Origin of the sequence: Priestia sp. YIM B13489 (assembly GCF_042787645.1) — a bacterium.
Classification (GTDB): Bacteria; Bacillota; Bacilli; order Bacillales; family Bacillaceae_H; genus Priestia; species Priestia megaterium.
Window position 1 is genome coordinate 18,554 of the sequence record NZ_JBHZOQ010000050.1, and the last position, 11,727, is coordinate 30,280.

Here is an 11,727-nt window from a genome sequence, read left to right on the forward strand (position 1 = left end):
TAAACGGGAAGTAGCTCAGCTTGGTAGAGCACTTGGTTTGGGACCAAGGGGTCGCAGGTTCGAATCCTGTCTTCCCGATCAGAAGTATCATAGGACCTTAGTTTAGTTGTTTAGAGTAGAAGGTTCATCAGTTATAATATCGGAGGAATACCCAAGTCCGGCTGAAGGGATCGGTCTTGAAAACCGACAGGGGTGTCAAAGCCCGCGGGGGTTCGAATCCCTCTTCCTCTTCCATTATATCTTTGTTATTATCGCGGGGTGGAGCAGTTCGGTAGCTCGTCGGGCTCATAACCCGAAGGTCGCAGGTTCAAATCCTGTCCCCGCAACCAATTAATTATTGAGATACAGGTCTGGTGGCGATAGCGAAGAGGTCACACCCGTTCCCATACCGAACACGGAAGTTAAGCTCTTTAGCGCCAATGGTAGTTGGGACTTTGTCCCTGTGAGAGTAGGACGTTGCCAGGCATTTTTATTATCGCGGGGTGGAGCAGTTCGGTAGCTCGTCGGGCTCATAACCCGAAGGTCGCAGGTTCAAATCCTGTCCCCGNTATATGGCTGGGCTAGCTGGATTCGAACCAACGCATGACGGAATCAAAATCCGTTGCCTTACCGCTTGGCGATAGCCCAATATTGGAACATGCATATCGTTTATAAATGGGGCGACTGATGGGAATCGAACCCACGAATGCCGGAACCACAATCCGGTGCGTTAACCACTTCGCCACAATCGCCNTTTTTCACATGCGGATGTGGCGGAATTGGCAGACGCGCTAGACTTAGGATCTAGTGTCTTATGACGTGGGGGTTCAAGTCCCTTCATCCGCACCATTTTAGGAAGCGCCCGTAGCTCAATTGGATAGAGCGTTTGACTACGGATCAAAAGGTTAGGGGTTCGACTCCTCTCGGGCGCGCCATAAACGGGAAGTAGCTCAGCTTGGTAGAGCACTTGGTTTGGGACCAAGGGGTCGCAGGTTCGAATCCTGTCTTCCCGACCACGATTACCAGTATCAGTACCATGATGGGGCCTTAGCTCAGCTGGGAGAGCGCCTGCCTTGCACGCAGGAGGTCAGCGGTTCGATCCCGCTAGGCTCCACCATACAGTATACGGAGGAATACCCAAGTCCGGCTGAAGGGATCGGTCTTGAAAACCGACAGGGGTGTTAAAGCCCGCGGGGGTTCGAATCCCTCTTCCTCCGCCATTTTCTATTTCGGTCCCGTGGTGTAGCGGTTAACATGCCTGCCTGTCACGCAGGAGATCGCGGGTTCGATTCCCGTCGGGACCGCCATTTAAATTATTGGGCTATCGCCAAGCGGTAAGGCAACGGATTTTGATTCCGTCATGCGTTGGTTCGAATCCAGCTAGCCCAGCCATAGAGAGCCATTAGCTCAGTTGGTAGAGCATCTGACTTTTAATCAGAGGGTCGAAGGTTCGAGTCCTTCATGGCTCATTTTAATAAGCGGAAGTAGTTCAGTGGTAGAACACCACCTTGCCAAGGTGGGGGTCGCGAGTTCGAACCTCGTCTTCCGCTCCATATATATTGGCGGCATAGCCAAGTGGTAAGGCCAAGGTCTGCAAAACCTTTATCACCGGTTCAAATCCGGTTGCCGCCTCCACGTATAAGTCCTGCCGGGGTGGTGGAATTGGCAGACACACAGGACTTAAAATCCTGCGGTAGGTGACTACCGTGCCGGTTCAAGTCCGGCCCTCGGCACCATTTATAATTTTAACTTGCCTTTTTTATTTTGCCGATGTGGCGGAATTGGCAGACGCGCACGACTCAAAATCGTGTTCCTTCGGGAGTGTCGGTTCGACCCCGACCATCGGTACTTTAGCTTTACTTGACAGGATGATTCCTGTTTTTATTTTTACTTATCGGTCGACAAATTTTGATAATATTTGCGGGTGTAGTTTAGTGGTAAAACCTCAGCCTTCCAAGCTGATGTCGTGAGTTCGATTCTCATCACCCGCTCCAAATATATTGAACTTTGAAAACTGAACAAAGCGACAAACGTCAACGTTAAATTTTATTTTTTAATTGAGCAAGTCAAACATTTCTTCGGAGAGTTTGATCCTGGCTCAGGATGAACGCTGGCGGCGTGCCTAATACATGCAAGTCGAGCGAACTGATTAGAAGCTTGCTTCTATGACGTTAGCGGCGGACGGGTGAGTAACACGTGGGCAACCTGCCTGTAAGACTGGGATAACTTCGGGAAACCGAAGCTAATACCGGATAGGATCTTCTCCTTCATGGGAGATGATTGAAAGATGGTTTCGGCTATCACTTACAGATGGGCCCGCGGTGCATTAGCTAGTTGGTGAGGTAACGGCTCACCAAGGCCACGATGCATAGCCGACCTGAGAGGGTGATCGGCCACACTGGGACTGAGACACGGCCCAGACTCCTACGGGAGGCAGCAGTAGGGAATCTTCCGCAATGGACGAAAGTCTGACGGAGCAACGCCGCGTGAGTGATGAAGGCTTTCGGGTCGTAAAACTCTGTTGTTAGGGAAGAACAAGTACAAGAGTAACTGCTTGTACCTTGACGGTACCTAACCAGAAAGCCACGGCTAACTACGTGCCAGCAGCCGCGGTAATACGTAGGTGGCAAGCGTTGTCCGGAATTATTGGGCGTAAAGGGCTCGCAGGCGGTTTCTTAAGTCTGATGTGAAAGCCCCCGGCTCAACCGGGGAGGGTCATTGGAAACTGGGAAACTTGAGTGCAGAAGAGGAGAGTGGAATTCCACGTGTAGCGGTGAAATGCGTAGAGATGTGGAGGAACACCAGTGGCGAAGGCGACTCTCTGGTCTGTAACTGACGCTGAGGAGCGAAAGCGTGGGGAGCGAACAGGATTAGATACCCTGGTAGTCCACGCCGTAAACGATGAGTGCTAAGTGTTAGGGGGTTTCCGCCCCTTAGTGCTGCAGCTAACGCATTAAGCACTCCGCCTGGGGAGTACGGTCGCAAGACTGAAACTCAAAGGAATTGACGGGNCGCAGTCGAGTTGCAGACTGCGATCCGAACTGAGAACAGATTTGTGGGATTGGCTAAACCTTGCGGTCTCGCAGCCCTTTGTTCTGTCCATTGTAGCACGTGTGTAGCCCAGGTCATAAGGGGCATGATGATTTGACGTCATCCCCACCTTCCTCCGGTTTGTCACCGGCAGTCACCTTAGAGTGCCCAACTAAATGCTGGCAACTAAGATCAAGGGTTGCGCTCGTTGCGGGACTTAACCCAACATCTCACGACACGAGCTGACGACAACCATGCACCACCTGTCACTCTGTCCCCGAAGGGAACGCTCTATCTCTAGAGTTGTCAGAGGATGTCAAGACCTGGTAAGGTTCTTCGCGTTGCTTCGAATTAAACCACATGCTCCACCGCTTGTGCGGGCCCCCGTCAATTCCTTTGAGTTTCAGTCTTGCGACCGTACTCCCCAGGCGGAGTGCTTAATGCGTTAGCTGCAGCACTAAAGGGCGGAAACCCTCTAACACTTAGCACTCATCGTTTACGGCGTGGACTACCAGGGTATCTAATCCTGTTTGCTCCCCACGCTTTCGCGCCTCAGCGTCAGTTACAGACCAAAAAGCCGCCTTCGCCACTGGTGTTCCTCCACATCTCTACGCATTTCACCGCTACACGTGGAATTCCGCTTTTCTCTTCTGCACTCAAGTTCCCCAGTTTCCAATGACCCTCCACGGTTGAGCCGTGGGCTTTCACATCAGACTTAAGAAACCGCCTGCGCGCGCTTTACGCCCAATAATTCCGGATAACGCTTGCCACCTACGTATTACCGCGGCTGCTGGCACGTAGTTAGCCGTGGCTTTCTGGTTAGGTACCGTCAAGGTGCAAGCAGTTACTCTTGCACTTGTTCTTCCCTAACAACAGAGCTTTACGATCCGAAAACCTTCATCACTCACGCGGCGTTGCTCCGTCAGACTTTCGTCCATTGCGGAAGATTCCCTACTGCTGCCTCCCGTAGGAGTCTGGGCCGTGTCTCAGTCCCAGTGTGGCCGATCACCCTCTCAGGTCGGCTATGCATCGTGGCCTTGGTGAGCCGTTACCTCACCAACTAGCTAATGCACCGCGGGCCCATCTGTAAGTGATAGCCGAAACCATCTTTCAATCATCTCCCATGAAGGAGAAGATCCTATCCGGTATTAGCTTCGGTTTCCCGAAGTTATCCCAGTCTTACAGGCAGGTTGCCCACGTGTTACTCACCCGTCCGCCGCTAACGTCATAGAAGCAAGCTTCTAATCAGTTCGCTCGACTTGCATGTATTAGGCACGCCGCCAGCGTTCATCCTGAGCCAGGATCAAACTCTCCGAAGAAATGTTTGACTTGCTCATATAAAATAAAAAAATTAACGTTGACGTTTGTCGCTTTGTTCAGTTTTCAAAGTTCAATATTCCGTAAAACAAGTTGTCGTTTCAACGACGCTTTATAATAATAAAACATATCAAATGAAACGTCAATAGTTTTTCTAAAAAAACATTATTTTTTATCTTCATTGTATTTTACACATCACCGTAACAAGTATTCACCAAACACGGATTGTTATACCTTACTATCCACGTTCCACTTTTTTACTCTTATTTTCAACTATGAGATTGATCCTACTAAAATATGAACGGCGTAAAAGATATAAAGTATTTATATCCTCTTTATCAGGCATACTTATAAAGAGAGGAGTAGTGATCAATATGTATTATAGTAGAAAAAATCAAGAACCTCCGGTTCAAGAAGAAACAGAAATTTGGGGATGTACGAAAGAAGAATGTAAAGGCTGGATGAGAAAAGATTTCTCTTACGATAGCCATCAGAAATGCCCCTTGTGTAAAAGTCAAATGAAAACTGAAAAACGCCTTATTGATAAAATCTCCCGTAATCTTCATAAAAAATAATGTATGCCTACGGTTTTAGAAAGATTAAACATTACTTATACGTAAAAACTTCATTTATATATCCATATTTACTTTCTATTTGAAGTAATAGATAGTAGGTAAATCATATTCTTTACTTACAAGACTGTAAAAAAAGACTCCTTTACAGGAGTCTTTTTTGTGATTACTTTTGATTATGCTTTATGAACGTTAGCAGCTTGTGCTCCGCGTTGACCTTGCTCGATATCAAAAGTCACTTTTTGACCTTCTTCTAATGATTTGAAACCTTCACCTTGAATAGCACTGNGGACTGTAACATCATGCTAAATGTAACCGGAGCAATCAAAGCAAAAGGCGTCCCATCTAATAAAATGGCAACCCGACCTTCCATCAAGGCAGCCATTACGCGATCAGGACGCTCGGTATTCTGTACCTGTGGAAAGGGGCTAAGGTAATTGTCTTCAATGAGTTGTTCGACATAACCTGACTCGGGCACATTATCAAGATCAATTTTCTTAATTCGCTTTTCTACTTCTTCAACTAATTCTGGATCAACGATCTCGTTTATGTAAGCAACAACTAGGTCTTTTTTGGAACGCTTTCCTACCTGAAATTTTACGAGCGACAAATTCTCAATGTCCCCGTTTCCTCTTAAAAGAGATGTATTATCACTTAAAGATTCAGTGAAGCCTACCCGTGGACCTCTCACTAATGCTTCTGATACGGGCTCTTCAATCGTTCTTGTTTTTAATTTAGTTGTACCAAGAATGAATGCATGTGACAATCCGTCAATTAAAAGTGCAGTAGAGCCTGTTAAAACTTTTGATGTTACTTCTTTAATGGAATGGACCTCTTCTACATCACTGATTGATAACACTTGGTTTTTGATAAATTGATTTGAAAGACAAGGCTGTTCCTGTTGGTATTCTGCTGAAAAATCGACCATCAATGATGTCATAATATGTTTATCAATGAGATCTTTATCTGATAGTCCCTCCACAAAAATAATACATGCCTGGATACCGGTACGTCCTATAATAAAATCCCGAAAATGAACGTCCCAGTTATGACTAATTTCTTTTCTAATTACTTCTAGATTTATAGTGAGATCGTCAGTAAACTGATTAATTGAATCTCGAGACGCAGATTTCTGTTTGCTTTCATTTTCGTCAGTGGATTCCCCTGTTTTTCTCATTTTCGATTTCCATCTTTTCATTTTCATCGCTCTTCCTCTGAGTTACGAATCTCACTAAATAATTTGTAGATTAAATACGGGATGACAAACACCATAAACGCTTGTACAAAAACTGGCCATTCTGGAAGGTAGGAAACAATTGATTTCCACATACTAATCACCCTACTTGTGTCAATATCAAAGCAATTCTAGTAATAAATAGCCGTAAAATATCGTTATTCATTCTATAGAAAATTCTTTTATTTACCAAGTAGTATTATTCGCTTTTTTATTTCTTATACAACGGAAATTTAATCTGATCTGCATATTGATTTACAAATAACATGGAGCTACATGGATGGAATTACTATGGAATAATTGAAAATGCCTATCCAGGTAAATTCAGGCCATGGGAATTTCAACACGTTCCAAATGGATACTGGAAAGGAGAAGAAGGAAGCATTAGAGCAATTTAAGCAGTTCAATATGTCATTGAAGTTGATGCTGGAATCACCCTTCATAAAATCCCTTCTACTATTAATCATCATTTCTTTAAGAACTATCGTTTAGGAGGTATTTTTGCTCAATCCCCATTCAATGTTATCAATAATGTTTACCCCGGCATATAAAATTACTGGAAATTAAATCATGTAGTTATAAATTTTGGGAAAGATCCCGTATACATGGAAGAGGTAATAGAATGGTTTCTCTTTCAATAACTTGGTTTTTCCTCCTATGCTGAGCATTTATAAAAATTAAAGTAAAGCATTTCTTTGAATATCAATTAACCGGTTTATATTAAAGAGCATTTAACTCCCGGTTAGAGAAAATTAAACAGTGGCTCTCAATAGGGGGCGAGAAAGAGGAAAGAACTAGACAGCAATTAGAAACAGCATATGATCACTCTAACTAAAGATGTTACTTTAACAAGTCGAATACACTATAAGTGGCCTCTAATGTAAAAAGATTGAAGTAGTCAAATAATCCATTTACCATTATGAAGAAAAAACTCTAAAAAACAGGTGCTCAAAAGGTCGTCTGTTCTTCAAAAACGACAGGTGCGTTAAAACTAAAAGGTAAACCTATTGCGATATTTTATAAAATCACTATAAATTAATTTTTTACATACCGGCAAAAAAGACACTCTCTATGAGTGTCTTCTAAATATAAATTTATTGGTTCAAAGGCGAAATCCTATATAAATGAAAAATTATATATTTAATTTTAGATAAATCTTAATGGAATCCTCCGAACAGCTTACGTATTAATTCCACCTACAATTCAAAAAATCTTTGATAGAATATTGACGCTATCTCATGAAGCTAGCATTTCAAATGGAACAAAATTTCTAGATTTTTAAGAAATTTTTTTAGTATCAGAACTATTACCTTTAATATACCAAATAAATTTCCCTGTATAGCCATAAATAATAGCAAGTGCGATGGAAACAAAGCTTAACCACATGAATGGAACGTAGGAGAAGGTAGAGATACCTAAAATTCCCGCCATGAAAATTCCATTATCTGACCAGGGAATCATACCAGATGTTAATGTCCCACCAACTTCAGAGTTGCGAGCCAGTACTCTTCGGTCAATGTGTAATTTATCATAGCTTTCTGCCATAATTTTAGGGGTTAAAATTAATGAAACGTACATAGCACAACCAAATACATTTGCTAAAAAAGCAACGATTAAAGTAGATAAGGTCACGTTCCCTGCTGATGTTAGGCGATGTTGAAACTTAGAAACAATTACTTTTAATACTCCTAAATGCTCCAACAATCCTCCAAATCCTAACCCAAAAATAATTACGACCACTGACCCCAGCATTCCTTCGATTCCTCCCCGGTTTAGGAGAGTATCTATGAAGTCGATCCCAGTATTAATTGAGAAACCTTCATAAGCAGTACCAAGAGCATCGGCAATATTCATGCCTTGGAACACAAAAGCCCAAATCACTCCAAGAAAGGCCCCCATAACAATCGTAGGCATAGAGGGTTTTTTTAATGCAAGCATAAGAATTACAAATACGGCAGGTATCAGCATCCAAACATGAATATCAAAGGTTTTAAGTAATGAAGTCTTAAGAAATTCTACTTTTTCTAAGTCTGTATTTTTACCTCCATACATAAACCCTGTGACAGTAAAAAGAATAGCCGTGATAACGTATGCAGGAATATCTAAATATAACATGGCACGTACGTGTGCAATTACATCCACTTTCGACATTGATGCTGCAAGCACCGTACTGTCAGATAGTGGAGATAACTTATCTCCAAAATATGCACCAGAAAGAACAGCACCAGCTACAAGTGGAAGAGGAATACCAAGTCCCTCTCCGATTGCTATCATAGCAATTCCAGCAGTTCCAACAGTTCCCCATGATGTGCCTGTAGCTAAAGAGGTAAGTGAGCAAATAACGAGTGTGGCTAATAAAAAAATACTTGGATGGATAAACTCTAACCCATAGTAAATAAGTGTTGGTACAACTCCTCCTGCAATCCAAGTCCCAATAAGAGCACCGACCGAAACGAGAATCAATATAGCTTCAAGACCATTCGAGATGCCACTGGTAATAGCTCCTTGTAATTCTTGGTATCGGTGTCCCAAACGTAATCCAAGTAAAATGACAAGGAACCATGAAATAAACAACGCTAGCTGTATAGGTAAGTCAAAAATTACAGTAAAAGAAAAGACAATGCCTAAAAATAATCCCAATGTGCAAATGATCTCTAACATAGATGGTAATCGTACGTTTTTCATAGTAGTTCCTCCTCAAATAAAGCGTTTTCATAATTTTGCTATAAAAAATATACTTATTTTTTTGGCTTTCTTGGCATCCAGTTTTTTGTCTAACATGCATACTAATTTAGAAACGCTCACTTCTCTTGTTCATGCTTCTCGAATGTGTAATGATAACCTGATGTATTTTTTCTTCCTTCCTCCCTCCCTGCATATAGAGACATGCCTTATCCTTTGTTCAAACATGAGGTAGCAATGGCTATAGACATTTGTGTATTTTTGAAAATACTTAATTGTTTCCCATGTTTATTCTTTAAAATAAAATGATACCGTTTTCAAAAGATGTTATTTAAAATCTCTCTACATATATTTCCTAGACATTTAAAGAATACAGTCTCTATTTCAAGATGTAACTTCATTATAGTGAATCTCCTTTTTTTGTATAGAGGAAATATATTGAATAAAATCAAAGAAAAATAGAAAATTATATTTCTAGGTTTTTTGTGTTCTTTTCGCGTACTTAAGTTACATTATATTTATAAAACGAGGATAAATCAAGTAATTTATTATTCATTTCGCGTACAATCTATTTGATTTTGATGTAGAGTTAATTTATACAAATGGGAGATCTGCCGGGAAAATTGTTCAACAAATAATTGATAATATTGATTAGGATATGTGGAGTTAGTATAGTTTCATGGACACGGTTTAATTAAGTCTTTGCAATGACTTTTGAGAGAATGTGTCCCAAATGAAACATTTTTGCTACTGAGGCTTTAAATTCAACTTAACTATATTTGTCTTTCATGATACATTAGTCAACGGATTAAATTTTCATGCGAAATAAATTTAAATTTGATACTTGCAAAACCTCACCATTTCCAATTACGATATATCTCGTATAATACAAAATTCAAAATATTCACCGAGAAAACAAAAGCGCTTGGACNTTGGAGAGCTGTCCGAGTGGCCGAAGGAGCACGATTGGAAATCGTGTAGGCGGTTAACGCTGTCTCAAGGGTTCAAATCCCTTGCTCTCCGCCATTTTTATTTAATTAGCACAGTGGCCCGTTGGTCAAGCGGTTAAGACACCGCCCTTTCACGGCGGTAACACGGGTTCGAATCCCGTACGGGTCATTTTAATATTTTTAATACATAGCATATAGACTGAGGTCCCGTGGTGTAGCGGTTAACATGCCTGCCTGTCACGCAGGAGATCGCGGGTTCGATTCCCGTCGGGACCGCCATTTTGGCTCGGTAGCTCAGTTGGTAGAGCAAAGGACTGAAAATCCTTGTGTCGGCGGTTCGATTCCGTCCCGAGCCACCATTTTAAAAACAACTGTTTTTAAAATGCCGGTGTAGCTCAACTGGTAGAGCAACTGACTTGTAATCAGTAGGTTGGGGGTTCAAGTCCTCTTGCCGGCACCAGTTTTTCGAGCCATTAGCTCAGTTGGTAGAGCATCTGACTTTTAATCAGAGGGTCGAAGGTTCGAGTCCTTCATGGCTCATTTTAAGAAGCGCCCGTAGCTCAATTGGATAGAGCGTTTGACTACGGATCAAAAGGTTAGGGGTTCGACTCCTCTCGGGCGCGCCATAAACGGGAAGTAGCTCAGCTTGGTAGAGCACTTGGTTTGGGACCAAGGGGTCGCAGGTTCGAATCCTGTCTTCCCGACCACGATTACCAGTATCAGTACCATGATGGGGCCTTAGCTCAGCTGGGAGAGCGCCTGCCTTGCACGCAGGAGGTCAGCGGTTCGATCCCGCTAGGCTCCACCATACAGTATACGGAGGAATACCCAAGTCCGGCTGAAGGGATCGGTCTTGAAAACCGACAGGGGTGTTAAAGCCCGCGGGGGTTCGAATCCCTCTTCCTCCGCCATTTTCTATTTCGGTCCCGTGGTGTAGCGGTTAACATGCCTGCCTGTCACGCAGGAGATCGCGGGTTCGATTCCCGTCGGGACCGCCATTTAAATTATTGGGCTATCGCCAAGCGGTAAGGCAACGGATTTTGATTCCGTCATGCGTTGGTTCGAATCCAGCTAGCCCAGCCATAGAGAGCCATTAGCTCAGTTGGTAGAGCATCTGACTTTTAATCAGAGGGTCGAAGGTTCGAGTCCTTCATGGCTCATTTTAATAAGCGGAAGTAGTTCAGTGGTAGAACACCACCTTGCCAAGGTGGGGGTCGCGAGTTCGAACCTCGTCTTCCGCTCCATATATATTGGCGGCATAGCCAAGTGGTAAGGCCAAGGTCTGCAAAACCTTTATCACCGGTTCAAATCCGGTTGCCGCCTCCACGTATAAGTCCTGCCGGGGTGGTGGAATTGGCAGACACACAGGACTTAAAATCCTGCGGTAGGTGACTACCGTGCCGGTTCAAGTCCGGCCCTCGGCACCATTTTAATAAGCGCCCGTAGCTCAATTGGATAGAGCGTTTGACTACGGATCAAAAGGTTAGGGGTTCGACTCCTCTCGGGCGCGCCATAAACGGGAAGTAGCTCAGCTTGGTAGAGCACTTGGTTTGGGACCAAGGGGTCGCAGGTTCGAATCCTGTCTTCCCGATCAGAAGTATCATAGGACCTTAGTTTAGTTGTTTAGAGTAGAAGGTTCATCAGTTATAATATCGGAGGAATACCCAAGTCCGGCTGAAGGGATCGGTCTTGAAAACCGACAGGGGTGTCAAAGCCCGCGGGGGTTCGAATCCCTCTTCCTCCTCCATTTATTTTTATCATCATCGCGGGTTCAATTTCCGTCATGACTGCTACTTTTTGTAGGGGCATAGTTTAAAGGTAGAACTACGGTCTCCAAAACCGTCAGTGTGGGTTCAATTCCTACTGCCCCTGCCAATTTAGATACATATGAGGATTATGGGCCTATAGCTCAGCTGGTTAGAGCGCACGCCTGATAAGCGTGAGGTCGGTGGTTCGAGTCCAC

General features: G+C 43.5%; 4 protein-coding genes, 39 tRNA genes, 1 rRNA gene, 2 pseudogenes and 1 other annotated feature. Of the genes and pseudogenes, 40 read left to right on the plus strand and 6 right to left on the minus strand.

The window, feature by feature from the left end; translation table 11 throughout:
• The first annotated feature begins 4 nt into the window (after positions 1–4).
• The 5 genes from ACFX4W_RS05490 to ACFX4W_RS05510 all read left to right on the plus strand — a co-directional run bounded on the left by ACFX4W_RS05490 (position 5) and on the right by ACFX4W_RS05510 (position 550).
• Positions 5–78 (plus strand) — tRNA-Pro (locus ACFX4W_RS05490).
• A gap of 63 nt (positions 79–141) precedes the next feature.
• Positions 142–234: transfer RNA gene (locus ACFX4W_RS05495), tRNA-Ser, on the plus strand.
• 18 nt (positions 235–252) lie between these two features.
• Positions 253–329, plus strand: a tRNA-Met gene (locus tag ACFX4W_RS05500).
• Between the two features lie 20 nt (positions 330–349).
• Positions 350–465 (plus strand): 5S ribosomal RNA (gene rrf / locus ACFX4W_RS05505).
• An 11-nt stretch (positions 466–476) separates the two neighbouring features.
• Positions 477–550 (plus strand) — tRNA-Met (locus tag ACFX4W_RS05510).
• A 2-nt stretch (positions 551–552) separates the two neighbouring features.
• Here the strand turns inward: ACFX4W_RS05510 and ACFX4W_RS05515 are convergent.
• Positions 553–627, minus strand: a tRNA-Gln gene (locus ACFX4W_RS05515).
• Between the two features lie 28 nt (positions 628–655).
• Positions 656–731: transfer RNA gene (locus ACFX4W_RS05520), tRNA-His, on the minus strand.
• Positions 732–743: 12 nt separating this feature from the next.
• Here ACFX4W_RS05520 and ACFX4W_RS05525 point away from each other — a divergent pair.
• The 14 genes from ACFX4W_RS05525 (at position 744) to ACFX4W_RS05590 (ending at position 4,901) form a co-directional block, all read left to right on the plus strand.
• A tRNA-Leu gene (locus tag ACFX4W_RS05525) sits at positions 744–828 on the plus strand.
• Positions 829–837: 9 nt separating this feature from the next.
• Positions 838–914 (plus strand) — tRNA-Arg (locus ACFX4W_RS05530).
• A gap of 4 nt (positions 915–918) precedes the next feature.
• Positions 919–995, plus strand: a tRNA-Pro gene (locus tag ACFX4W_RS05535).
• Positions 996–1,020: 25 nt separating this feature from the next.
• Positions 1,021–1,096 (plus strand) — tRNA-Ala (locus tag ACFX4W_RS05540).
• 10 nt (positions 1,097–1,106) lie between these two features.
• Positions 1,107–1,199: transfer RNA gene (locus tag ACFX4W_RS05545), tRNA-Ser, on the plus strand.
• An 11-nt stretch (positions 1,200–1,210) separates the two neighbouring features.
• A tRNA-Asp gene (locus tag ACFX4W_RS05550) sits at positions 1,211–1,286 on the plus strand.
• 10 nt (positions 1,287–1,296) lie between these two features.
• Positions 1,297–1,371 (plus strand) — tRNA-Gln (locus tag ACFX4W_RS05555).
• A 4-nt stretch (positions 1,372–1,375) separates the two neighbouring features.
• Positions 1,376–1,448: transfer RNA gene (locus ACFX4W_RS05560), tRNA-Lys, on the plus strand.
• A 9-nt stretch (positions 1,449–1,457) separates the two neighbouring features.
• Positions 1,458–1,532, plus strand: a tRNA-Gly gene (locus ACFX4W_RS05565).
• 8 nt (positions 1,533–1,540) lie between these two features.
• A tRNA-Cys gene (locus ACFX4W_RS05570) sits at positions 1,541–1,614 on the plus strand.
• 12 nt (positions 1,615–1,626) lie between these two features.
• Positions 1,627–1,715 (plus strand) — tRNA-Leu (locus ACFX4W_RS05575).
• Positions 1,716–1,745: 30 nt separating this feature from the next.
• Positions 1,746–1,827: transfer RNA gene (locus tag ACFX4W_RS05580), tRNA-Leu, on the plus strand.
• Between the two features lie 72 nt (positions 1,828–1,899).
• Positions 1,900–1,973: transfer RNA gene (locus ACFX4W_RS05585), tRNA-Gly, on the plus strand.
• An 81-nt stretch (positions 1,974–2,054) separates the two neighbouring features.
• Positions 2,055–4,328: a sequence feature (most likely nonfunctional fraction of RNA operon), on the plus strand.
• Between the two features lie 372 nt (positions 4,329–4,700).
• Positions 4,701–4,901: a cold-shock protein gene (locus tag ACFX4W_RS05590; RefSeq protein WP_377559300.1), complete on the plus strand. Its 201-nt coding sequence runs from the start codon at positions 4,701–4,703 to the stop codon at positions 4,899–4,901.
• A gap of 173 nt (positions 4,902–5,074) precedes the next feature.
• Here the strand turns inward: ACFX4W_RS05590 and ACFX4W_RS05595 are convergent.
• From ACFX4W_RS05595 to ACFX4W_RS05605, 3 genes and pseudogenes are all read right to left on the minus strand, one after another.
• A pseudogene (locus ACFX4W_RS05595) lies at positions 5,075–5,185 on the minus strand (cold-shock protein); the annotation flags it as partial.
• Positions 5,186–5,187: 2 nt separating this feature from the next.
• Positions 5,188–6,102 (minus strand): annotated as a pseudogene (locus tag ACFX4W_RS05600) (spore germination protein); the annotation flags it as partial.
• Positions 6,099–6,227: a hypothetical protein gene (locus tag ACFX4W_RS05605; RefSeq protein ID WP_277813726.1), complete on the minus strand. Its 129-nt coding sequence runs from the start codon at positions 6,225–6,227 to the stop codon at positions 6,099–6,101. The pseudogene ACFX4W_RS05600 and the gene ACFX4W_RS05605, both read right to left, overlap by 4 nt.
• Positions 6,228–6,545: 318 nt before the next feature.
• Here ACFX4W_RS05605 and ACFX4W_RS30705 point away from each other — a divergent pair, with 318 nt between their 5' ends.
• Positions 6,546–6,683 carry a hypothetical protein gene (locus ACFX4W_RS30705; protein ID WP_479692218.1) on the plus strand — a complete coding sequence of 46 codons (138 nt, stop codon included), beginning with the start codon at positions 6,546–6,548 and terminating at the stop codon, positions 6,681–6,683.
• A 727-nt stretch (positions 6,684–7,410) separates the two neighbouring features.
• On the opposite strand, the gene nhaC is transcribed toward ACFX4W_RS30705, so the two are convergent.
• Positions 7,411–8,817, minus strand: coding sequence for a Na+/H+ antiporter NhaC (gene nhaC, locus ACFX4W_RS05610; RefSeq protein ID WP_043980852.1), 1,407 nt, complete (start codon positions 8,815–8,817; stop codon positions 7,411–7,413).
• Positions 8,818–9,748: 931 nt separating this feature from the next.
• Here nhaC and ACFX4W_RS05615 point away from each other — a divergent pair.
• The 20 genes from ACFX4W_RS05615 (at position 9,749) to ACFX4W_RS05710 (ending at position 11,639) form a co-directional block, all read left to right on the plus strand.
• Positions 9,749–9,840: transfer RNA gene (locus ACFX4W_RS05615), tRNA-Ser, on the plus strand.
• A 21-nt stretch (positions 9,841–9,861) separates the two neighbouring features.
• Positions 9,862–9,933 (plus strand) — tRNA-Glu (locus ACFX4W_RS05620).
• A 34-nt stretch (positions 9,934–9,967) separates the two neighbouring features.
• Positions 9,968–10,043: transfer RNA gene (locus ACFX4W_RS05625), tRNA-Asp, on the plus strand.
• Positions 10,044–10,047: 4 nt separating this feature from the next.
• Positions 10,048–10,123, plus strand: a tRNA-Phe gene (locus ACFX4W_RS05630).
• A gap of 25 nt (positions 10,124–10,148) precedes the next feature.
• Positions 10,149–10,224 (plus strand) — tRNA-Thr (locus ACFX4W_RS05635).
• A 7-nt stretch (positions 10,225–10,231) separates the two neighbouring features.
• Positions 10,232–10,304, plus strand: a tRNA-Lys gene (locus ACFX4W_RS05640).
• Between the two features lie 9 nt (positions 10,305–10,313).
• Positions 10,314–10,390: transfer RNA gene (locus ACFX4W_RS05645), tRNA-Arg, on the plus strand.
• 4 nt (positions 10,391–10,394) lie between these two features.
• Positions 10,395–10,471: transfer RNA gene (locus ACFX4W_RS05650), tRNA-Pro, on the plus strand.
• Positions 10,472–10,496: 25 nt separating this feature from the next.
• Positions 10,497–10,572 (plus strand) — tRNA-Ala (locus ACFX4W_RS05655).
• A 10-nt stretch (positions 10,573–10,582) separates the two neighbouring features.
• Positions 10,583–10,675, plus strand: a tRNA-Ser gene (locus ACFX4W_RS05660).
• Positions 10,676–10,686: 11 nt separating this feature from the next.
• A tRNA-Asp gene (locus tag ACFX4W_RS05665) sits at positions 10,687–10,762 on the plus strand.
• A gap of 10 nt (positions 10,763–10,772) precedes the next feature.
• A tRNA-Gln gene (locus tag ACFX4W_RS05670) sits at positions 10,773–10,847 on the plus strand.
• 4 nt (positions 10,848–10,851) lie between these two features.
• A tRNA-Lys gene (locus tag ACFX4W_RS05675) sits at positions 10,852–10,924 on the plus strand.
• Between the two features lie 9 nt (positions 10,925–10,933).
• Positions 10,934–11,008: transfer RNA gene (locus ACFX4W_RS05680), tRNA-Gly, on the plus strand.
• An 8-nt stretch (positions 11,009–11,016) separates the two neighbouring features.
• Positions 11,017–11,090: transfer RNA gene (locus ACFX4W_RS05685), tRNA-Cys, on the plus strand.
• 12 nt (positions 11,091–11,102) lie between these two features.
• Positions 11,103–11,191 (plus strand) — tRNA-Leu (locus tag ACFX4W_RS05690).
• A gap of 9 nt (positions 11,192–11,200) precedes the next feature.
• Positions 11,201–11,277, plus strand: a tRNA-Arg gene (locus tag ACFX4W_RS05695).
• A gap of 4 nt (positions 11,278–11,281) precedes the next feature.
• A tRNA-Pro gene (locus ACFX4W_RS05700) sits at positions 11,282–11,355 on the plus strand.
• Between the two features lie 63 nt (positions 11,356–11,418).
• Positions 11,419–11,511, plus strand: a tRNA-Ser gene (locus tag ACFX4W_RS05705).
• 54 nt (positions 11,512–11,565) lie between these two features.
• Positions 11,566–11,639: transfer RNA gene (locus ACFX4W_RS05710), tRNA-Trp, on the plus strand.
• Positions 11,640–11,727: the final 88 nt, after the last annotated feature.

Coding starts and splice junctions, on each gene's coding strand:
- ACFX4W_RS05590 (WP_377559300.1), top strand. CDS start 4,701: ATGTATTATAGTAGAAAAAATCAAGAACCTCCGGTTCAAGAAGAAACA.
- ACFX4W_RS05605 (WP_277813726.1), bottom strand. CDS start 6,227: ATGTGGAAATCAATTGTTTCCTACCTTCCAGAATGGCCAGTTTTTGTA.
- nhaC (WP_043980852.1), bottom strand. CDS start 8,817: ATGAAAAACGTACGATTACCATCTATGTTAGAGATCATTTGCACATTG.